This window comes from Streptomyces sp. NPDC044719, from assembly GCF_056433405.1.
Genome location: NZ_JBWKHE010000005.1, coordinates 281,202 through 301,470, shown reverse-complemented (window position 1 = coordinate 301,470; position 20,269 = coordinate 281,202). Strand labels below are relative to the sequence as shown.

General features: G+C 69.6%; 17 protein-coding genes and 1 tRNA gene. 10 read left to right on the top strand and 8 right to left on the bottom strand.

Annotated elements, in window-relative coordinates:
- Positions 1–21: 21 nt before the first annotated feature.
- The 7 genes from AC07DF_RS21555 to AC07DF_RS21525 all read left to right on the top strand — a co-directional run bounded on the left by AC07DF_RS21555 (position 22) and on the right by AC07DF_RS21525 (position 8,003).
- The gene (locus AC07DF_RS21555; RefSeq protein ID WP_478973529.1) at positions 22–474 is read left to right on the top strand and encodes a GNAT family N-acetyltransferase; all 453 of its coding nucleotides are present in this window, start codon (positions 22–24) and stop codon (positions 472–474) included.
- A 45-nt stretch (positions 475–519) separates the two neighbouring features.
- Positions 520–870: a chorismate mutase gene (locus AC07DF_RS21550; protein ID WP_478973526.1), complete on the top strand. Its 351-nt coding sequence runs from the start codon at positions 520–522 to the stop codon at positions 868–870.
- A gap of 141 nt (positions 871–1,011) precedes the next feature.
- On the top strand, positions 1,012–1,563 hold the full coding sequence (locus tag AC07DF_RS21545) for a response regulator (protein ID WP_478973523.1): 552 nt from the start codon (positions 1,012–1,014) through the stop codon (positions 1,561–1,563).
- A 67-nt stretch (positions 1,564–1,630) separates the two neighbouring features.
- Positions 1,631–4,123, top strand: a complete 2,493-nt coding sequence (pepN, locus tag AC07DF_RS21540; protein WP_478973520.1) for an aminopeptidase N — start codon at positions 1,631–1,633, stop codon at positions 4,121–4,123.
- Between the two features lie 112 nt (positions 4,124–4,235).
- Positions 4,236–5,069, top strand: a complete 834-nt coding sequence (locus AC07DF_RS21535; RefSeq protein WP_478973517.1) for an NAD(P)H-binding protein — start codon at positions 4,236–4,238, stop codon at positions 5,067–5,069.
- Between the two features lie 103 nt (positions 5,070–5,172).
- Entirely contained in the window at positions 5,173–6,567 is a 1,395-nt protein-coding gene (locus AC07DF_RS21530; protein WP_478973514.1) for a pyridoxal phosphate-dependent decarboxylase family protein, read from the top strand.
- On the top strand, positions 6,564–8,003 hold the full coding sequence (locus tag AC07DF_RS21525) for a lysine N(6)-hydroxylase/L-ornithine N(5)-oxygenase family protein (RefSeq protein WP_478973511.1): 1,440 nt from the start codon (positions 6,564–6,566) through the stop codon (positions 8,001–8,003). Before AC07DF_RS21530 ends, AC07DF_RS21525 begins: the two co-directional genes overlap by 4 nt.
- A gap of 21 nt (positions 8,004–8,024) precedes the next feature.
- Here the strand turns inward: AC07DF_RS21525 and AC07DF_RS21520 are convergent, their stop codons facing one another.
- Positions 8,025–9,827 carry a bifunctional metallophosphatase/5'-nucleotidase gene (locus AC07DF_RS21520; RefSeq protein ID WP_478973508.1) on the bottom strand — a complete coding sequence of 601 codons (1,803 nt, stop codon included), beginning with the start codon at positions 9,825–9,827 and terminating at the stop codon, positions 8,025–8,027.
- A gap of 163 nt (positions 9,828–9,990) precedes the next feature.
- On the opposite strand from AC07DF_RS21520, the gene AC07DF_RS21515 reads away from it, so the two are divergent.
- Both AC07DF_RS21515 and pyk read left to right on the top strand, forming a co-directional pair.
- Positions 9,991–10,710, top strand: a complete 720-nt coding sequence (locus tag AC07DF_RS21515) for an SIMPL domain-containing protein (protein ID WP_478973505.1) — start codon at positions 9,991–9,993, stop codon at positions 10,708–10,710.
- A 165-nt stretch (positions 10,711–10,875) separates the two neighbouring features.
- Positions 10,876–12,312, top strand: a complete 1,437-nt coding sequence (gene pyk, locus AC07DF_RS21510; RefSeq protein WP_478973502.1) for a pyruvate kinase — start codon at positions 10,876–10,878, stop codon at positions 12,310–12,312.
- A gap of 7 nt (positions 12,313–12,319) precedes the next feature.
- Here the strand turns inward: pyk and AC07DF_RS21505 are convergent, their stop codons facing one another.
- Both AC07DF_RS21505 and AC07DF_RS21500 read right to left on the bottom strand, forming a co-directional pair.
- Positions 12,320–13,108: a helix-turn-helix domain-containing protein gene (locus tag AC07DF_RS21505; RefSeq protein WP_478973499.1), complete on the bottom strand. Its 789-nt coding sequence runs from the start codon at positions 13,106–13,108 to the stop codon at positions 12,320–12,322.
- A gap of 88 nt (positions 13,109–13,196) precedes the next feature.
- Positions 13,197–13,280, bottom strand: a tRNA-Leu gene (locus AC07DF_RS21500).
- A gap of 101 nt (positions 13,281–13,381) precedes the next feature.
- Here AC07DF_RS21500 and AC07DF_RS21495 point away from each other — a divergent pair.
- Positions 13,382–14,038 carry an ANTAR domain-containing response regulator gene (locus AC07DF_RS21495; RefSeq protein ID WP_399020495.1) on the top strand — a complete coding sequence of 219 codons (657 nt, stop codon included), beginning with the start codon at positions 13,382–13,384 and terminating at the stop codon, positions 14,036–14,038.
- A 67-nt stretch (positions 14,039–14,105) separates the two neighbouring features.
- Here the strand turns inward: AC07DF_RS21495 and AC07DF_RS21490 are convergent, their stop codons facing one another.
- From AC07DF_RS21490 to AC07DF_RS21470, 5 genes are all read right to left on the bottom strand, one after another.
- Complete coding sequence (locus AC07DF_RS21490) at positions 14,106–14,822, bottom strand: ABC transporter ATP-binding protein (protein WP_215122116.1); 717 nt, start codon at positions 14,820–14,822, stop codon at positions 14,106–14,108.
- On the bottom strand, positions 14,819–15,685 hold the full coding sequence (locus tag AC07DF_RS21485) for an ABC transporter ATP-binding protein (RefSeq protein ID WP_478973494.1): 867 nt from the start codon (positions 15,683–15,685) through the stop codon (positions 14,819–14,821). Before AC07DF_RS21485 ends, AC07DF_RS21490 begins: the two co-directional genes overlap by 4 nt.
- A gap of 5 nt (positions 15,686–15,690) precedes the next feature.
- Positions 15,691–17,505, bottom strand: coding sequence for a branched-chain amino acid ABC transporter permease (locus tag AC07DF_RS21480; RefSeq protein WP_478973492.1), 1,815 nt, complete (start codon positions 17,503–17,505; stop codon positions 15,691–15,693).
- A 4-nt stretch (positions 17,506–17,509) separates the two neighbouring features.
- Positions 17,510–18,439, bottom strand: coding sequence for a branched-chain amino acid ABC transporter permease (locus tag AC07DF_RS21475; protein WP_478973489.1), 930 nt, complete (start codon positions 18,437–18,439; stop codon positions 17,510–17,512).
- Between the two features lie 137 nt (positions 18,440–18,576).
- Positions 18,577–19,806: a branched-chain amino acid ABC transporter substrate-binding protein gene (locus AC07DF_RS21470; protein ID WP_478974625.1), complete on the bottom strand. Its 1,230-nt coding sequence runs from the start codon at positions 19,804–19,806 to the stop codon at positions 18,577–18,579.
- Positions 19,807–20,269 lie beyond the last annotated feature (463 nt).

Below are 20,269 nucleotides of genomic sequence, written 5' to 3'. Positions count from 1 at the left end.
CCCGCTGGCAGAATCCGGCCCGTGACCAGCGAACAGCGCACCGTGGCCGCCGAGCTCCGGGTGGGCGGCCAGGACGACGACCTCGAAGAGCGGCTCGACGAGGAGCTGACCGCCTTCAACACCGCCGCCGCCGACGGCGTCACCACCGAGCCCCTCTCGGTCCGCGTCACCGGCGAGACCGGCGACCTGATCGGCGGCCTCACCGCCTGGACCTGGGGCACTCTGTGCTCCGTGGACATGCTCTGGGTGCGGGAGGACCAGCGGCACGCCGGCTGGGGCGGCCGCCTGATGCGCGCGGCGGAGGCCGAGGCGGCCCGGCGCGGCTGCACCGACATGATCGTCTCCACGTACAGCTTCCAGGCCCCCGGCTTCTACCCCCGGCTCGGCTACCGGGAACGGGCCCGCGTCCAGGGCGTGCCCGGCGGCCACGAGGATGTCTCCTTCCACAAGCGGCTCGGCCCCGCCGAAGAATGAGACGACGTACGGCCGCCCGGTGTGATCCCCGTAGGCTGACGCCCCATGACCACCAGCAACACCGGCACCGGTGCCGTCGACGCCGTCGTCCGCGAGGAGCTCGCCCGGCTGCGCGCCAGTATCGACAACATCGACGCGGCCGTCGTCCACATGCTCGCCGAGCGCTTCAAGTGCACCCAGCAGGTCGGCCACCTCAAGGCCAGGCACCAGCTGCCGCCCGCCGACCCGGCCCGTGAGGCCCGCCAGATCGACCGGCTGCGCACGCTCGCCGAGAACGCCAAACTGGACCCGGCCTTCGCCGAGAAGTTCCTGAACTTCATCGTCGCCGAGGTCATCCGCCACCACGAGCGCATCGCCGACGAGACGCTCAACGGCTCCGCCTCCGGCGGCAACTGACCCCGGACGACCGCCCCCGGGGGAGTGACACGGCGGCCCGCGCGGGGCATGCTGCGCTGTGCACAGCATGTCAGCTGACGAGCACTGCGCGTCAGTGTCCCGGACTTATTCTGGTCCTCCACGAGGGAGGGGCGTCGGGCCATGCCGTCGGATACCAGGATCCTCATCGTCGACGACCACGAGGACACGCTCTACGCACTGGAAAGCGCCCTGGCCCCGCTGGGCTATCAGCTCGGCCGGGCCACCAGCGGCGACGAGGCGCTCAAGCAGGTGCTCCGCGGCCAGGTCGGCCTGCTGCTGCTCGACGTGCGCATGCCCGGCGTCAGCGGCCTCGAGGTGGTGCGCTACATGCGGCGCGTCGAACAGACCCAGAACATCCCCGTGATCCTGCTGACCGGCTTCGGCGCCGACCACGAACTGACCACCGCCGCCTTCCGCCTCGGCGTCGCCGACCTCGTCTTGAAGCCCGTGGACCCCTGGGCCCTGCGCACCAAGGTCCGCTACCTCTACGACGCCCAGCAGCGGCACCTCGCCCTGGAGCGGGAAGTGCGCCGGCTGCGCGCCCTCGTACGGGAGCACTCCGATGCCGCAGCGCACCCCTCGCGCCCCGCCCTGCCGCATCCCGACGCGCGCGTACCGACCCAGCGACCCGTGGGGGCGCACGCCGGGGAGCTCGAAAAAGACCGCACCTAGACCGGACATTGGGCACGTACCGATCCGCCTCTGTGCCTTGCCAGTGCCATCAGGCAGCATGTCACGCATGTCCGTACTGACGCGCGACGAAGCGCAGACCCGAGCAGAGCTCCTCGACGTGCACCGCTACACGATCGAACTCGACCTGACCACCGGCGACGAGACCTTCGACTCCCGCACCCTGATCAGGTTCAGCGCCCGCTCCGACGGAGACAGCTTCGTCGAGGTCAGGCCGGACGAGCTGCGCTCCGTCACCCTCGACGGACACCCCCTGGACCCGGAGGCCCTCGACGGCAACCGGCTCCCGTTGCGCAACCTCACCGCCGGCGAGCACGAACTGCGCGTGGACGCGCTCATGCGCTACTCCCGCACCGGCGAGGGCATGCACCGCTTCACCGACCCCACCGACGGCGAGACGTACGTCTACACGCAGCTCTTCCTGGACGACGTCCAGCGCGTCTTCGCCGCCTTCGACCAGCCCGACCTCAAGGCCGTCTTCGAGCTGTCCGTCCAGGCGCCCGAGGGCTGGACCGTCCTCGCCAACGGCATCACCGAACAGACCGGAGGCGTCTGGAAGTCGGCACCCACGCCGCTGATCTCCACCTACCTCGTCGCCGTCGCCGCCGGCCCCTGGCACTCCGTACGCACCGAGCACCGCGGCCTGCCCTTCGGCCTGCACTGCCGCCGCTCCCTCGCCCCCTACCTGGACGCCGACGCCGACGAACTCTTCGACGTCACGCGCGCGTGCTACGACCGCTACCACGAGAAGTTCGACGAGCCCTACCCCTTCGACTCCTACGACCAGGCCTTCGTCCCCGAGTTCAACGCGGGCGCCATGGAGAACCCCGGCCTGGTCACCTTCCGCGACGAGTTCGTCTACCGCTCCGCCGTCACCGACACCGAGCGGCAGACCCGCGCCATGGTCATCGCCCACGAGATGGCCCACATGTGGTTCGGTGACCTCGTCACCCTCAAGTGGTGGGACGACATCTGGCTGAACGAGTCCTTCGCCGAGTACATGGGCTACCAGACGCTCACCGAGGCCACCCGCTTCTCGGACACCTGGACCGACTTCGGCGTCACCCGCAAGTGCTGGGGCTACGACGCCGACCAGCGCCCCTCCACCCACCCCGTCGCCCCCGAGGCCGTCGACGACACCGCTTCCGCGCTGCTCAACTTCGACGGCATCTCCTACGCCAAGGGCGCGAGCGCGCTGCGGCAGCTGGTCGCCTGGCTCGGCGACAAGGACTTCCTCGCCGGCATCAACACCCACTTCGCCCGGCACAAGTTCGGCAACGCCACCCTCGCGGACTTCATCGACTCCCTCGCCGGAGCCACCGAACGCGACGTCCACGCCTGGGCCGACGCCTGGCTGCGCACCACCGGCGCCGACACCCTCACCCCCCAGATCGCCTCCGGCGAGAACGGCACCTGCGCCCTCACCGTCGACCAGGCCGGCAGCCGCCCGCACCACATCGCCGTCGGCCTGTACGACCGGGACCTCGGCGACGACGGCGGCCACCTCGTGCTGCGCGAACGCCTCCACCTGGACCTGCCGCGGGACGACGCCCAGCCCCTCGGCAAGCGCCCGGCCCTGCTCCTCCTCAACGACGGCGACCTGACCTACGCCAAGGTCCGCTTCGACCCCGAGTCCTTCGAGACGATCCGCAAGGAGCTGTCGGGCCTGCCCGAACCGCTCACCCGCGCGGTCGTCTGGAACGCCCTGCGCGACGCCGTCCGCGACGGCGAACTGGCCCCCGCCGCCTACCTGGAGACCGCCAGGGCCCACCTCCCGCTCGAGACGGACCTCGCCGTCGTCCAGGGCGTCCTCGCCTTCGCGTCCACGTACATCACCGACCACTACCTCACCCCCGAGGAGCGGCCCGCCGCGCTCGCCACCCTCTCCGACCTGTGCCGCGACCTCATCCGCCGCACCGAGGACGGCGACAACCCCGGCCTGCGCCTGATCGCCGTACGCCACCGCATCGACGTCGCGGCCCACCCCGACACCATCGCCGCCTGGCTCGCCGACGGCACCGTCCCCGGCGGCCCGGAGCTCGACCCCGAGCTGCGCTGGCGCGTCCTCGCCCGGCTCGCCGTCCTCGGCGCCACCGACGAGGCCGCCATCGCCGCCGAGCTGGAACGCGACCCGAGCGCCACCGGCCAGGAGGGCGCCGCCCACTGCCGGGCCGCCCTGCCCGACCCGGAGGCCAAGGCCCGTTCCTGGCAGGCGATGTTCGGCTCCGACGACCTGTCCAACTACCTCTTCACCGCCACCGCCGCGGGCTTCTGGCAGGCCGAGCAGGCCGATCTGGTCCGCGCGTACGTGCCGCGCTACTACCCCGACGCGGTGGCCGTCGCCGACCGCCGCGGCCCCGCCATCGCCACGGCCGTCGGCCGCTCGGCCTTCCCCGCCCACGCGGTCGACGCGGAGCACCTCCGCCTGGGCGAGGAGTGTCTGCGCGACGCCGCACCGATCCCGGCGCTGCGCCGCAAGCTCGTCGACCAACTGGACGACCTGGCACGGGCGTTGCGGGTGCGGCAGGGCAAGGAGAACTAGGACCGGCGACGTAGGGCGCGGGCGGGGCGGCTGGTCCCTTTCGCCGATGCGGCGGACCGGTCGCCTTCCTAGCCTCGGGCAGGCAAGGACGATCAAGCCCGAGGAGCCCTTCGTGATCGCAGTGACCGGTCCCACCGGAAATGTCGGCCGTGCCCTGGTCGAACGCCTCGTCGCCGCCGGGCGGCCCGTGCGGGCGCTCACCCGCGACCCGCAACGCGCCCGCCTGCCCGCCGGCGCCGAGGCGGTGCGGTTCAGTCCCGACGAGCCGGCCGCCCTGTTCGAGGGCGCGACCAAGCTGTTCCTGTACATCCAGGCCGGCGGCGACCGCACGGCGGACCTCCTCGCGGCGGCCCGTGCCGCCGGAGTGCGTCACGTGGTCCTGCTGTCCTCCGGGATCATCGGCTCCGGCGCCGACGAGACCCACCCCATTCACGTGATGCACGCCACCGCCGAGGAGCAGGTCCGCGACAGCGGCCTGACGTGGACCTTCCTGCGCCCCAACGCGTTCGCCGCCAACGCCTTCCAGTGGGCCCCGCAGATCCGCACCGGCGACACCGTCCGCGGTGTCTTCGCCGACGGGCGGTCCGCCCCCGTCCACGAGGACGACATCGCCGCCGTCGCCGAACGCGCACTCCTCGACGACGGCCACGAGGGCGCCGCCCACCGCCTGACCGGGCCGGAGGCGATCACCAACGCCGGGCAGGTCGAAGCGATCGGCCGAGCCCTCGGCCGCGAACTGCGCTTCGCCGAGGTGTCACCCGACGCGGCAGGACCCGAACTGTTCCCGCACGTGCCACCGGACATGCTCCGTGCCCTGCTGAGGACTTTCGCCGAGTCGGTCACCACACCGCCGGAAATCACCGGCACGGTAAGGGAGATCACCGGTCGGCCGGCCCGTCCCTTCACGGTCTGGGCCGAGGACCACGTGTCCGACTTCAAGGGCTGAGGCGGCCCGGACCCCCACAGGTTCTTCCCCTGCGGAAGTACCTCCACCCGGGTCCGGTCGTTGTGCATTCCGGGCGCGTCGCCCCGCTCCCCGGAGGACGCCCATGAGCACGCCGCCCCTCGCCTCAGGTCCCGAAGGCCCACGCGCCCTGCGGCCGTTGCTCGACACCGTGCTCGAAGCGCTGGACACCGGCGCCCGGGCACGCGGCGGACCGCTGCCGGCGGGCGGACCCGAGGCGGTGGCGGCCCGCGTGCGTGAGACGGCGGGAGAGATCCTCCCCGACCAGGGCGACCCACACGCCCTGCGCACCCTGGTCCACGCCTTCGCCGAAGGCGCCGCCGACCCGGCACACCCCCTGTGCGCCGCCCACCTCCACTGCCCGCCCCTCGCCGTCGCCGCCGCAGCCGACCTCGCGGCCTCCGCCCTCAACCCGTCCCTGGACTCCTGGGACCAGGCTCCGGCGGCGTCGGAACTGGAGACGCTGGTGGCGGGGGCGCTGGCCAGGGAGATCTACCGGCACGGCGCGAACCCCGACTCCCTCGTCACCACCGGCGGCACCGAGTCCAACCAGGTCGCCCTGCTCCTCGCGCGGGAGGCCTGCGGTGGGGCCGTGCGGCTGGTGTGCGGGGCCAACGCCCATCACTCCCTCGCTCGGGCCGCCTGGCTGCTCGGGCTGCCCGAACCCGTCGTGCTGCCCGCCCCGGCCGGGACGCTCGACCCCGCCGCCCTCGACGAGGCCCTCAACCACCTGCCCGGCCCGCTGCTCGTCGCCGCCACCGCCGGCACCACCGGCGCCGGTCTCATCGACCCGCTGCCGGAGATCGCCGCCCGCTGCGCGGCCCACGGCGCCCGGCTGCACATCGACGCCGCCTACGGCGGAGGGCTCCTGTTCAGCACCCGGCACCGCGCCGCGCTCACCGGACTCGACGCCGCCGACACCGTCACCCTCGACCTGCACAAACTCGGCTGGCAGCCGATCGCCGTAGGCCTCCTCGCCGTCAAGGACCCCCGCGACCTCACCGCCCTGCGGCAGCGCGCCGACTACCTCAACGCCGCCGACGACACCGAGGCCGGCCTGCCGGACCTGCTCGGCCGGTCCCTGCGCACCACCCGCCGCCCCGACGTCCTCAAGCTCGCCGTCACCCTCAAGACCCTCGGCCGCAGCGGTCTCGGTGCGCTCGTCGACCAGGTCTGCGCCCGGGCCCGGGAGTTCGCCGCCCTCGTCCACGACCACCCCGGCTTCACGCTCCACGCCCCGCCCGTCATCAGCACGGTGCTGTTCCGGCCCGCAGGAGCCACCGACGCCGCCGTGGCCGCCGTACGCCGCGCACTCCTCACCGACGGCCGTGCCGTCCTCGGCCGGACCCGTCTCGACGGCCGGCTCTGGCTCAAGGCCACCCTCCTCAACCCCGCCACCGGGCCCGACGACCTGGCCGCCCTGCTGCACCTCGTGGCAGCGCGACGAGCCACACTCGTGGAAGGACACACCCCCCGATGAACGCCGCACCCACCCCGGCCCACGCCCCGACGCCCCACCCGCACCACGAGCCCGACGGCCCCCGCGACCTGGTCGGCATCGGCATCGGCCCCGCCAACCTCTCCCTCGCCGCCCTCGCCCACCCGCTCGGCGAACTCGACACCGTCTTCTACGACCAGCGCCCCGCCTTCGGCTGGCACTCCGGCCTGCTCATCGAGGGCGCGACCATCCAGGTCCCGTTCCTCGCCGACCTGGTGAGCCTCGCCGACCCCACCAGCCCCTGGACCTTCCTCAACTACCTCAGATCCCGCGAGCGGCTCTTCCCCTTCTACTTCGCCGAGCGCTTCCACATCCAGCGCGCCGAGTACGACGCCTACTGCCGCTGGGTCGGCGAGAGCCTCCCGGACCTCCACTTCGGCCACCAGGTCGACGCCGTCCGCTGGAACCCCGAACGCGACGTCTTCGAGGTCGACTTCACCCAGCTCGACGCCGACGGAGAAGCCGAAGCCCTCGGCCGCACCTACGCCCGCAACGTCGCCCTCGGCATCGGCACCGAACCGTACGTCCCCGAACCCCTCAAGCCCCTCGCCCAGGCACCCGGCGTCCCGGTCGTGCACGCCGGCGACTACCTCGACCACCGCGCCGCCCTCCTCGCCGCCGAGCACGTCACGGTCGTGGGCATCGGACAGTCCGGCGCCGAGATCTTCCTCGACCTGCTGCGGAACAGGCCGGCCGGCCGGGAGAAACTCCACTGGCTGGGCCGCACGGAGGCCTTCGCACCCATGGAGTACTCCAAGCTCGGCCTGGAGCACTTCACCCCCGACCACACCCGCTACTTCCACGCCCTGCCCGAATCCGCCCGCGACCGGCTCGTCACCGGCCAGTGGCAGCTGCACAAGGGCATCGACGCCGCCACCGTCGCCGCCATCCACGACGAGCTCTACCGCCGCACCCTGCACGGCGGCTGGCCCGACGCGGTCCTCACCCCCGGCGTCCACGTCCGCACCGCGGGCCGCGTCGCGACGACCAAGGTGGAACTGCACCTGGAGCACAGCACGCAGGACAGCCGCTCCCGGCTCACCACCGACGCCGTCGTCCTCGCCACCGGCTACCGCGAACGCCCCCTCGACCGCGTCCTCGCCGGCCTCGACCCCTATCTGCGCCGGGACAGCCGGGAGCGCCCGCGCATCGACGAGGAGTACCGCCTCGTCCTCGACCCGTCCGTCACCGGCACGGTCTACGTCCAGAACGCCGAGACCCACACCCACGGCGTCGGCGCCCCGGACCTCGGCCTCGCCGCCTGGCGCAGCGCGATCATCCTCAACTCCCTGACAGGCAGGGAGGCGTACGCGCTCCCGCGCCGCACCGCCTTCACCACCTTCGGCCTCACCCAGCGGCAGCAGGTCCCGCCGGCCCGTGAGGCACCGGCGCTGACCCCGCTGGTGGACCGAAGGTGATGACGACCCCGAAGGAGTGTCTTAGAAGACGGGCGTGCCGTTCCGCGTGAGCTTCCAGTCCACCGCCGCGAACTCGGCCGGGTCGATCGCCCCCTTCGCCTTCACCCAGGCGATCATGGTGTTGCGGATCTCGTCCGAGTTCGACCACAGCAGCTGGGCGGCGGCGACATGCGGGAAGTTCCCGCCGCCGTTGGCCCGGTAGTTGTTCACCGCGAACACGAACTTCGCGTCGTCCGCGAGCGGCTGCCCCTCGAACCGCACGTTCGTCACCCGCGAACCGGCCGGCTTCGCGATGTCGATCTCGTACGACAGGCCGCTCACCACGTCGTAGTTGTAGTCCGGCGTGCCGTTGGCGTTCGTCAGCTTCGCCGGATCCACCGCGGCGCCCGGCGCGGTCTGCACGAAGTAGTTCGCCGAGTACTCCAGATACGCCTTCATCTGCGCGCCCGTCATCAGACGCGCCTCCAGCGTGTTCTCGAAGACGTACAGACCCGCCACGTCCCGGATCGTCACCTCACCGGCCGGGATCCGCGCACTGCGCGAGAAGCACGCCGCCTGCGACAGCACCGGCAGCGAGGCGTGCTCCGTGCCCGCCAGCGCCTGCTTCACCGTGTCCGCCTGGATGTGGTTGATCAGATCGATGATCGGCACGTCCTTGTACGGCGCCTCCGCCGACGTCATCTCCGCCGCGTTCGTGCCGATGACCTGGTTGACGTACGCCACGACCTTCTCGTGCTCGTCCGACAGCAGCCGCACGATCGTCCCGTCCTCCTCCACCGTGTTGGAGTTCAGGACCTGCGCGCCGACCTTCTCGACCTTCCAGCAACCCTTCGCCCAGACCAGCTCGAAGTCGAACAGTGTCAGGCGCTGCCCCCACTTCAGCGGCTCGGACAGCACGACCCGCTTGCCGGTCTTCTTGTTGGTGACGAAGTACTCGGGGATCTCCGTGTGCGCGTGCCCGACCAGGATCGCGTCGATCCCCGGCACCTGCTCCGCCACCAGACCGGCCGCGTTCTCGATGTACGGCAGCTGGTCACCGTAGGACGACGTCCCCGACGAACCGCTGTGCGCCGACACGATGACGACGTCCGCGCCCATCGACCGCAGCTTGGGCACCCACTTCGCCGCCTGCTCCTCCAGACCCGGGAACGTCATCTTGCCCTGCACGTTCGCCTTGTCCCAGATCGCGATGCCCGGGTTGGTCAGCCCCAGCACCGCCACCTTCACGTCCCGCCCGAACGGCGTGCGCAGCCGGTGCATGCTGTACGGCGCGAAAGCCGGCCGCAGCGTCTTGGCGTCGAGCGCGTTCGCGCCCAGCAGCGGGAAACGGCACTGCTGCTCGAACTTCCGCAGCACCGGAATGCCGTAGTTGAACTCGTGGTTGCCGAGCGCCGCCGCGTCGTAGTCCATGGCGTTCATCGCCTGCGCCATCGGGTGCACCGGGCCGCCCTCGGCGGTGATCGGGTCGACCTTGGCGTAGTAGTACGACAGCTGTGTGCCCTGGATCGTGTCGCCCGCGTCGATGAGCAGCGTGTTGCGGCGGCCCTTCTCCTCGCGGATCCGGTTCACCAGGGTGGAGATCTTCGCCAGACCGATGTCGTTGTGGTCCTTGTCGTCGAACTCCTTGTCCGTGAAGTAGTCCCAGTTGAAGACGTTGCCGTGCAGGTCCGTCGTCCCCATCACAGTGAACGCGTACCGCTTCGCAGGCCGCCCGCCCCGCGCCTCGGCCGCCTGCGCACCCGGCGCCCCGACCGCACCGGCCAGCGCCACCCCCGCCCCGGTCACGGCGGACTTCCCCAGGAACTTCCGGCGGTTCAACGGCATGTCTGGCTCCCCTTGCGGAATCTGTGAACGACGCGCGTAGATAACGCGCGTAGATTCTGACCCGTTCATGACCGACCACAACAGCCCCGGCAGGTTGCGATTAGATGACTCAGTCCGCCAACTCCCCGCCTCCGACCAGCCAAGACGTGACAGAGTGGGGCGTATGACCACGCCCACCGGAGACGCCCCCCAGCCCGCCGTCCCCTACGGCACACCCGACGCCCCCCGCATCGCCGTCCGCGGCGAAGCGCGCCTCGAAGTCGACCCCGAGATCGCCCGCATCGGCATCACCGTCGCCGCCCGGGGCCGGGACCGCCGCTCCGCCCTCGACGACCTCACCCGCCGCAACGCAGGCGTCCTCGATCTGGTCAAGTCCTACGGCGACGCCGGCGAACGCCTGGAGACCGGAGCCTTCTCCATCACGCCCGAACTCACCAAGCACGGGCGCGGCGAACGGATCCGCACCTACCACGGCCGCGTCCACGTCACCGCCGAACTCACCGACTTCACCGCCCTCGGCGAACTCACCACCCGCCTCGCCGACCTCGAACTCACTCGCGTCGACGGCCCCTGGTGGGCCCTGCGCCCCGACTCGCCCGCCCACCGCGAGGCCAGGAAGAAGGCCGTCCGGGAAGCGGTCCAGCGCGCCCGCGAGTACGCCGAGGCACTCGACACCACCCTCTCCGCCCTGGTCGAACTCGCCGACATCGGCGCCGAGAACGCCCCGCCGGCCTACCCCCAGGCACCCGGCCGCATGCGCTCCGCGGCCTACGGCGGCGCCGCCGAGGACACCGCCGCGGCCCCCCTCGACCTCGAACCCCAACGCCAGCGGGTCCACGCCGCCATCAATGCCCGCTTCACGATGGTGCCCCCGCGGCTGTAAGCACCACCAGGAGAGTCCCGAAAGCCCGACCGAATTCCTTCGGGGTGCTCATCGGAGCACCCCGCCGCACAATTCAACACTTGTTAATAACGTTTCACGTAAAGTCTGTTGAGTGGCCATGCTCGACCAATTCTCTACCGGCCGGTAACTCATAGGCTCAGCCTTATGCGCCGAGCAAAGATCGTCTGCACACTGGGGCCTGCCACCGACTCGTACGACCAGATCAAAGACCTGGTCGACGCCGGAATGGACGTAGCCCGATTCAACCTCAGCCACGGCGGCCACGCCGAGCACGAGGAGCGCTACCACCGGGTACGGAAGGCCGCCGACGAGACCGGCCGCAGCGTCGGCGTCCTCGCCGACCTTCAAGGCCCGAAAATCCGGCTCGGCCGCTTCACCGAAGGCCCCGTACTCCTTGAACGCGGCGACACCTTCACCATCACCGTCGAAGAAGGCGTCGAAGGCGACGGCCGCATGTGCGGCACCACCTACGCCGGCCTCGCCGCCGACGTCACCCCCGGCGAACGCGTCCTCGTCGACGACGGCAAGGTCTGCCTGGAAGTCACCGAGGTCGACGGCCCCCGCGTCCACACCACGGTCGTCGAGGGCGGCGTCATCTCCGACCACAAGGGCCTCAACCTCCCCGGCGTCGCCGTCTCCGTCCCCGCCCTCTCCAAGAAGGACGAGGACGACCTCCGCTGGGCCCTGCGCACCGGCGCCGACGTCATCGCCCTCTCCTTCGTCCGCAGCGGCCGCGACATCCAGGACGTCCACCGCATCATGGACGAGGAAGGCCGCCGCCTCCCCGTCATCGCCAAGGTCGAAAAACCGCAGGCCGTCGAGAACATCGAAGAAATCGTCGCGGCGTTCGACGGCATCATGGTCGCGCGCGGAGACCTCGGCGTCGAAATGCCACTGGAACAGGTCCCGATCGTCCAGAAGCGCGCGATCAAACTGGCCAAGCGCAATGCGAAACCCGTCATCGTCGCCACCCAGATGCTCGACTCGATGATCGACAACGCCCGCCCGACGCGTGCCGAGGCGTCGGACGTCGCCAACGCCGTCATCGACGGCACCGACGCGGTGATGCTGTCCGGCGAGACGAGCGTCGGCAAGCACCCCGTCGAAACGGTCCGCACCATGGCCCGCATCGTCGAAGCGGCGGAGGAAGACATCCTCGCCAAGGGCCTCCCGCCTCTCACCGAACGCAACAAGCCCCGCACCCAGGGCGGCGCGGTAGCCCGAGCCGCAGCCGAAATGGGCGACTTCCTCGGCGCCCGCTTCCTCGTCGCCTTCACGCAGTCCGGCGACACCGCCCGCCGCCTCTCCCGCTACCGCTCCCCGATCCCCCTCCTCGCCTTCACCCCCGACCAGGCCACCCGCTCCCAGCTCAGCCTCACGTGGGGCGTGGAAACCTTCCTCGGCCCCTGCGTGGACTCCACGGACGCGATGGTCGACCAGGTCGACGAACTCCTGCTCCGCTACGGCCGCTGCCGCAAGGGCGACACGGTCGTCATCACGGCAGGCTCCCCTCCCGGCGTCTCCGGCTCGACGAACCTGGTCCGCGTCCACCACATCGGCGAGGACGACAGCCCGAAGTAGGGCGCAATCAGTACTTGGGGCCTACGTGGGCGTCCATGAGGGCTACGGAGGCTTTGCGGGCGACAGAGATATTGAACGGGTTGCCGTTGCGGGTGCAGTGCGTCCACTCCACGCCGAGCTTGTCCAGGGTGTCGGTGTAGAGCCGTCGGATGTCATCGGAGACATTGGTGAAGAAGTACCGGGGATACTCGTAGCGCTTGCGCTCGCCGGCGACCATGCGAGTCGTCCAGTTCGTGATCCGGCAGCCGTCGGAGTGGATGAGCCCGCGGATGAACTCCCAGGGGTGGGCGTCGACGATGGCTTGCTGCCAGGGTTCGAGGGCGATGAGGCGTTCGTGTTTCTTGCCGGGGCCATGCTGCGGAAAGAGACAGTGCAAGTGCTTCGAGTAGACCTTCACGTTGCGGCACCCGGTCTTGCGGACGCGGCAGACGGAGTTGTCGGGGAAGACCGCACGCATGGCCCGCTCACAATCGTCCATGAGTCCGGGCCATGACTCCGTGCAGGTGATCATGAGGTTGGGCACGCGATGCTCGGAGTAGTGGCTGATATGGCCGTCGCCGAGGTAGAGGCCGAGCAGATAGGAGTAGGCGGATGCGTCCAGTTCCCGCCCGTCGCATCGGGGGCACTTTGGATCATGCCTGCCAGGACACTCGCCGCGCTGGGCCCGGTCCAGGTGCTTCCAGTAGCCGATCGTGCCCAGCGGCACTTTGAGGTCGCGGGCAACGTCCGCGTTCCTCGCGCCGCCGCGCAGCCGGGTCAGAGCCTTCTGTCGTACTTCAGTGCCATGAGAGAACATGCAGACACTCTGTGTCATCAAACGCGACTCTGAGCACCAAAAAGTGGAGGACCACGCGAACGTGATCCTCCACTTACTGATCTTGTTGTGCCCGGTGTGGGATTCGAACCCACATGCCCAAAGGGCACGGCATTTTGAGTGCCGCGAGTCTGACCAGTTCCTCCAACCGGGCAGGTCTGGGGACCGACCAGAAGTGTACCGGTTCACTGTGCGCCCTTGCTGCTAGGTACGCTCTTGGGAGCAGACCGGCCTGCCCCGTACCAAGGAGCCCACGTGAGCGCCCCCGAGTCGCCCCAGCCTGTTGACGTGCCCGATGACGACAAGTCGCACGTGCCTCCGCTGACGACCCGTGTCGTCATCGCCGAGGACGAGGCCCTGATCCGGCTCGATCTCAAGGAGATGCTGGAGGAGGAGGGGTACACCGTCGTCGGCGAGGCCGGGGACGGGGAGCAGGCCGTCGAGCTCGCGCGTGAGCACCGGCCCGACCTCGTCATTCTCGACGTGAAGATGCCGAAGATGGACGGTATCTCCGCGGCCGAGAAGATCGCCGAGGAGAGCATCGCGCCGGTGCTGATGCTGACCGCGTTCTCGCAGCGCGACCTCGTGGAGCGGGCCCGGGACGCCGGTGCGATGGCCTACCTGGTGAAGCCCTTCAGCAAGACGGATGTCGTGCCGGCGATCGAGATGGCCGTGTCGCGGTTCACGGAGCTGAAGGAGCTGGAGAAGGAGGTCGCGGACCTCACGCTGCGGCTGGAGACGCGGAAGCTGGTGGACCGGGCGAAGTCGATTCTCCAGACGGAGTACGGGCTGACGGAGCCGAACGCCTTCCGGTGGATCCAGAAGACTTCCATGGACCGGCGCATGTCGATGCAGCAGGTCGCGGAGGCGGTCATTGAGGACGCCGAGGAGAAGAAGTCCGGCAAGGGCTGAGGACCTCGCACCACAAGAGGCCCGCACCCCACTCGGGGTGCGGGCCTCGTCGTGTGACCAGCCTCTGTCAGTCCTCGCCGAGGTACGCCTTGCGGACGGACTCGTCGTGCAGCAGGTCCTGCCCCGTGCCGGAGAGGACGATGTTGCCGACCTCCATGACATGGCCGTGGTCGGCCAGGGAGAGCGCCGCCTGGGCGTTCTGCTCCACGAGGAGGATCGTCGTGCCCTGGGACTTGAGCTCCGAGATCGTCGCCATGATCTTCTGCATCATGATCGGGGAGAGGCCCATGGAGGGCTCGTCGAGCATGAGCAGCTTCGGCTGGGACATCAGGGCACGGCCCATGGCGAGCATCTGCTGTTCGCCGCCGGAGAGGGTTCCGGCGGCCTGCTTGCGGCGCTCTCCGAGGATGGGGAAGAGGTCGTAGGCCCGCTGGATGTCCTTCTCGATGCCTTCCTTGTCCTTGCGGAGGAACGCTCCGAGCTGGAGGTTCTCCGCGATGGTGAGGCGGGGGAAGATGTGCCGGCCCTCGGGGGAGTGGGCGAGGCCGAGGGCGACGATCTTGTGGGCGGGGACCCCGCTCAACGGCTTGCCGTCGAAGAGGACCTTGCCGGACGTCGGTCGCAGCAGGCCCGACAGCGTGCGCAGTGTGGTCGTCTTGCCGGCGCCGTTGGTGCCGATGAGGGTGACGACCTGGCCGGCCTCGACGCTGAAGGAGATGCCTTTGACGGCTTCGATCTTGCCGTAGGAGACCCGGAGGTCTTCGACCTCGAGGAGTGCGGTCACTTGGCTTCTCCCTTGGTGCTGCTGGTGGTGCTGGGTGCCGCCTCCGCGGCGGCTTCGGCGGCTTCGACCTCCGCGGCTTCGGCTTCACCGGGGTCGCCTTCGAAGGGTTCACCCAAGTAGGCGGCGATGACGCGTTCGTCGGCCTGGACGACCTCCGAGGTGCCCTCGACGAGCTTCTCGCCCTGGACGAGGACGGCGACGCGGTCGCTCAGGTTGAAGACGAAGCGCATGTCGTGCTCGATGAGGAGGACGGCGATGCCCTTGTCGCGGATGGCGAAGACCAGTTCCTCGGTCGCCCGGGTCTCCTGGGGGTTCATGCCGGCGGTCGGCTCGTCGAGCAGCAGCAGGCCCGGCTCGCTTGCCATGGCCCGCGCGATCTCCAGTTTGCGCTGTTCGCCGTAGGGGAGGTTGCGCGCCAGGTGGTCGCGCTTGTGGGCGAGGCCGATGAACTCGAGGAGTTCCATGGCTCGTTCCTCGCTGGCGCGTTCGGCCTTCTTGAAGCCGGGGCCGCGCAGCAGGGCGGACCACAGGCCCTCCTTCGTCCGCGTGTGGCGGCCGACGAGGACGTTTTCCAGGACCGTCATGTTGGAGAACAGGCGGATGTTCTGGAAGGTGCGGGCGATGCCGGCCTGGGTGACCAGGTGGGGCTTGGGCGGCAGGACCGTGCCCTTGTAGGAGACGGTGCCTTCGGTGGGGACGTAGAGGCCGGTCAGGCAGTTGAAGAAGGTGGTCTTGCCGGCGCCGTTGGGGCCGATGAGACCGACGATCTCGCCGGCGTTGACCGTGAAGTCGACGGAGCGGACGGCGGTGAGGCCGCCGAAGCGCATCGTGACGTCGCGTGCTTCGAGTACAGGTGTGGTCATGATTCTTACGCCCCCGCCTTGGTGACGGCCGGTTCGTCGGTCAGCGTGGTCTGTTTCGGTACGTCGAGTTGGCCGGTCTCGTGGAATTCGAGCTGGCGGCGGCGGTTGGCGATGATGCCTTCGGGGCGGAAGCGCATCAGCAGGATGAGTGCGACACCGAAGGCGAGGAGCGACTTGTCCTGGAGGAAGACCAGCTTCTCGGGCAGCAGGTAGAGCAGGGCCGCGCCGAGCAGGGGACCGGCGACGGTGCCCATGCCGCCGAGGACGACCGCGGCCAGGAGGAACGCGGAGTTGGGCGGGGTGGAGCCGGCAAACTGGTACGGGGTGGGGACCACGCTGTAGGTGACGTGGGCGCTGACGGTGCCGGCGAGGCCGGCCAGGGCGGCGCCGAGGGCGAAGGCGATGAGCTTGACGCGGAAGCCGTTGATGCCCATGGCGGTCGCGGCGGTCTCGTCCTCGCGGATGGCGATCCAGGAGCGGCCGATGCGGGAGTCCGCCGCACGCGTGTAGACCAGGACCACGATGGCCATGATCAGCACCATGAGCAGGTAGTAGTTGGCGAAGCGGCCGAGGGTGAATCCGCCGATGTCGTGCGCTTGGCCGAAGTTGAACCCGAAGAGGTTCAGGTCCGGGATGGAGGGGATGCCGTTCGGCCCGTTGGTGACGTCGGGGCCGGAGTCGCCGTCCATGTTGTTGACGGCGATGCGGAAGATCTCACCGAAGCCGAGGGTGACGATGGCGAGGTAGTCGCCGCGCAGGCGGAGGGTCGGGGCGCCGATGAGGACGCCGAAGACCAGGGAGGCGGCGGCGCCGGCCAGGGCGGAGGCCCAGAACGGCAGGTGGACGCCGGAGATGGTGGAGAACTCGGAGCCGGAGACCAGGGCGGCGGTGTAGGCGCCGACGCCGAGGAAGGCGACGTATCCGAGGTCGAGGAGGCCTGCGAGGCCGACGACGATGTTCAGGCCGAGGGCGACCGTCCCGAAGATCAGGATGTTGACGCCGATGTTGGCGTAGTGGTCGTCGGTCTGGGTGAAGGGGAAGGCGATGGCCGCGGCGAAGCCCATGGCGAGGGTGAAGCTGCGGTTGGCCGCGATGAGCTGGGAGAACCGGTCCAGCAGGCCCGCGGTGTGCACGGCCCACATGGCGAACGTGACGACGAAGAGGTAGCCGATGAAGAGTTCGCCGTACTCGGTGTCGATGCCGTAGGTGAAGACTCCGAGGCCGATGATCGTGACGACCGTGATGACGGCCCGCTGGACCCAGGGCGCGGAGGCCTGGGCGGCGGGGATGCGGTCGGGCTTGGCGACGTAGGCCTTGAGGGCCTCCTTGGTGCCGTCGGCGCCGGGCTTCTCCTGGGGGAGGGCGAAGGCGCCGAGGACGGGCAGAAGGGAGGCGATGGCCGCGATCCAGCCGCCGGGTTCGAGGTTGACGACTCCGCCGAGCTTGGCGCTGATGGCGATGACGGTGAACCAGGTGACGGCGAAGCCGCCGAGGGCGTTGAGGACGAGCGGTGCGTTGTTGCGGGCGGGCAGGAGCCAGCCGAGGCCGCGGACGCCGTAGGAGGCGAGGGCGAACAGTGCGGTGAGGACGCCGGCGGTGAAGGTGAGCCACTGCAGGCCGCCGGGGTAGCCGTTGAAGGTGAGGTCGCCGGGGAACTCGTCGGTCCAGGTCCAGGCGAGGTATGCGGAGGCCGCGGTGGCGATGCCGCCGGCGAGCAGGAGGGCGCGGGCGGCCGCTGCGGGCAGCGGTACGAGGCCGCGCAGTGCGGGCGTCGGGGTGGGGGCGGCGTCCGGCACCGGGGTCTTGGTCGTCTCGGTCATGTCATCACGCCCTGTCCGCGACGCGCTCGCCGAGCAGGCCCTGTGGCCTGAAGAGGAGCACGAGGATGAGGAGGCAGAAGGCCCAGACGTTGGCCCAGCTCTGACCGCCGAGCTGCTGCATGCCGGGGATCTCGTCGATGTAGGCCGAGGCGAGGGTCTCGGCGATGCCGAGGACGACGCCGCCGAGCATGGCGCCGTAGATGTTGCCGATGCCGCCGAGGACGGCCGCGGTGAAGGCCTTGAGGCCCATCAGGAAGCCCATGCGGTAGTCGACGTTGCCGTACTTGAGTCCGTAGGCGACGGCCGCGACGGCGGCGAAGAAACCGCCGATGGCGAAGGCGATGACGATGATGCGGTTGGTGTCGATGCCCATCAGCTGTGCGGTGTCGGGGTCCTGCGCGGTGGCCTGCATGGCGCGGCCGGTGCGGCTGCGGCGCACGAAGATCGCGAGGGCGGCCATGCAGACGACGGCGGCCAGGATCAGGAAGATGTCGGCGTCCTTGATGGTGACGGAGCCGATGTCGTGGGTGGCGTCGAGCCCGGGGAAGGCGCGGGCGCGGTCGGCGCCGGGGTAGAAGTTGCGGACGACTTCCTGCAGGGCCAGGGAGAGGCCGATGGCGGTGATGAGCGGTGCCAGGCGTGGTGCTCCGCGCAATGGCCGGTAGGCGAACCGTTCCGCTCCGACGGCGATGAGGATGGCCACGAGGGCGCCGCCGAGGAGCATCATCGGTACGGCGATGGCCATCGAGGTGCCGTCGGGCAGGATGTAGAAGTAGACCGTGAGGGCGCCGAAGGCCCCGGTCATGAAGATCTCGCCGTGCGCGAAGTTGATGAGCTGGACGATGCCGTACACCATCGTGTAGCCGATGGCGATCAGCCCGTACATCGAGCCGAGAAGCAGCCCGTTGGCCAGCTGCTGCGGCAGGGTGTTCACCGCATGGCCTCCATGTCGCTGGTGGTCGTGTGCACTGGATGTGTGCGTGGTCGTGTGCTGTGGGGGGTGTGGAAACGGGCCGCGCGGTCGGGGTCTTCCTTCCGCGCGGCCCGTGGTGCGGCGTTGTGGCGGGCCGACTACTTCAGGTCGGCGGTGCCGGTCTCCACGTCCTTCCAGGCACCCTTCTCGACCTGGTAGACCGTCAGCTGCTTGTTGGTGGTGTCGCCGTACTGGTCGAAGGAGATCTTGCCGGTGAGGCCTTCGAAGTCGGACTTCTGGACACCGTCGACGACCTTGGAGCGCAGGTCGTTGATGTCGCTGGGCACCTTGCCGCCGTTGGCGTCGGCCGCGGCCTTGACGGCCTTGATGATGGCGGTGGTGGCGTCGTAGGCGTAGGCGCCGTAGGCGCCGTAGTCGCCCTTGTACCCCTTGTCCTTGTACGTCTGGATGAACTGCTTGGCGGCGGGCAGGGTGTCGGCGGGGACACCGATGGCCGTGGCGAGGTCGCCCTCGGAGGACTTGCCGGCGGCCTCGATGTAGGTGGAGGCGAACATGCCGTCGCCGCCGAACAGCGGGATCTTGGCGCCGGTGTCCTTGAGCTGCTTGGTGATCAGCGCGGACTCGTCGTACTGGCCGCCGTAGTAGACCAGGTCGGCACCGGAGTTCTTGATCTTCGTGGCGAGCGAACCGAAGTCCTTGTCACCGGTGTTGACGTGGTCCGTGGCCACGACCTTGCCGCCGAGCTTCTTGTACTGCTCCGCGAAGATCTTCGCGAGGCCGGCGCCGTAGGTCTGCTTGTCGTCGACGACGAAGGCCTTCTTCTTCTTGAGGCCGTTGTACGCGTAGCCGGCGGCGAAGCTGCCCTGCAGTTCGTCGGTGGTGGCGGTGCGGAAGTACGTCTTGTAGGGGCGCTTCTTGTCCGTCTGCCAGTTCTTGCCCTGGGTCAGCTCGGGGTTGGTGTTGGCCGGGGAGATCTGGACCATGTTGGCCGAGGCGAACACCTGCTGCATCGTCTGGGCGACGCCGGAGTTCAGCGGGCCGACGGCGCCGACGGCGGTCTTGTCGCCGACGATGCTGGTGGCGTTGGACTGGCCGGTGGCGGGCTGCGCCTTGTCGTCCAGGGCCTTGAGCTTGAACTTCACGCCCGGGACCCAGTTGTTCTTGTTGGCGTCGTCGACGGCAATCTGGGCGCCGTACTGGATGCCGAGGCCGGTGGTGGAGTTCTCACCGGACAGGGGGGCGTCGACGCCGATGGTCAGCGTGGTGCCGTCGCCGCTGTCTCCGCTCTTGTTGCCGCTGTCGTCTCGGGAGCCGCAGGCGGTGAGAGTCAGAGCCCCGGTCGTCAGAACGGAGGTAAGAATCACCAAGGAACGCTGTCGCACGATCAGTCCTTTCACAGGCAGGCCCGCCCTTGGTCGGGGGGTAGTGCCGCGCTGGTACCGAACTCCCGATGGAGCGGTGACTGGCCGTGACTCTAAGCCCGGTGTGGAGGCAGGGTCAGCGGCGTGGGACGGCTTGTGACTTTCTTGTTATGACGTGGTGGATGCCCGGCTTCTCCGGAGGACCCTCTCGGCGGGTTTGGCCGTTTTTCTCCGAAGTCCGCATTCTGAGAACCCGCACTTCCGGTTGGCCATGGCCGAGATCGTGCGGTCGGCGTGGCGCAGGTGGCGAGGGTGGGATCGGCAGGGTTCCGGGGGTGGGCGGGGTCGAGGGGAGGCCGCGGTGTTGTATTGCGCGCGCGTTACGGAGCGTTACGCAAAAGAAAGGCGCGGCTCGTGTCCAGGGGGAGTTCCGAACAATTGGAAACAGTTAATTCCACGGTGCCGCCGC

Coding starts and splice junctions, on each gene's coding strand:
- AC07DF_RS21485 (WP_478973494.1), bottom strand. CDS start 15,685: ATGACCACACCTGTACTCGAAGCACGCGACGTCACGATGCGCTTCGGC.
- AC07DF_RS21520 (WP_478973508.1), bottom strand. CDS start 9,827: ATGCCGTTGAACCGCCGGAAGTTCCTGGGGAAGTCCGCCGTGACCGGG.
- pyk (WP_478973502.1), top strand. CDS start 10,876: ATGCGCCGAGCAAAGATCGTCTGCACACTGGGGCCTGCCACCGACTCG.
- AC07DF_RS21525 (WP_478973511.1), top strand. CDS start 6,564: ATGAACGCCGCACCCACCCCGGCCCACGCCCCGACGCCCCACCCGCAC.
- AC07DF_RS21530 (WP_478973514.1), top strand. CDS start 5,173: ATGAGCACGCCGCCCCTCGCCTCAGGTCCCGAAGGCCCACGCGCCCTG.
- AC07DF_RS21480 (WP_478973492.1), bottom strand. CDS start 17,505: ATGACCGAGACGACCAAGACCCCGGTGCCGGACGCCGCCCCCACCCCG.
- AC07DF_RS21515 (WP_478973505.1), top strand. CDS start 9,991: ATGACCACGCCCACCGGAGACGCCCCCCAGCCCGCCGTCCCCTACGGC.
- AC07DF_RS21545 (WP_478973523.1), top strand. CDS start 1,012: ATGCCGTCGGATACCAGGATCCTCATCGTCGACGACCACGAGGACACG.
- AC07DF_RS21505 (WP_478973499.1), bottom strand. CDS start 13,108: ATGTTCTCTCATGGCACTGAAGTACGACAGAAGGCTCTGACCCGGCTG.
- AC07DF_RS21550 (WP_478973526.1), top strand. CDS start 520: ATGACCACCAGCAACACCGGCACCGGTGCCGTCGACGCCGTCGTCCGC.
- pepN (WP_478973520.1), top strand. CDS start 1,631: ATGTCCGTACTGACGCGCGACGAAGCGCAGACCCGAGCAGAGCTCCTC.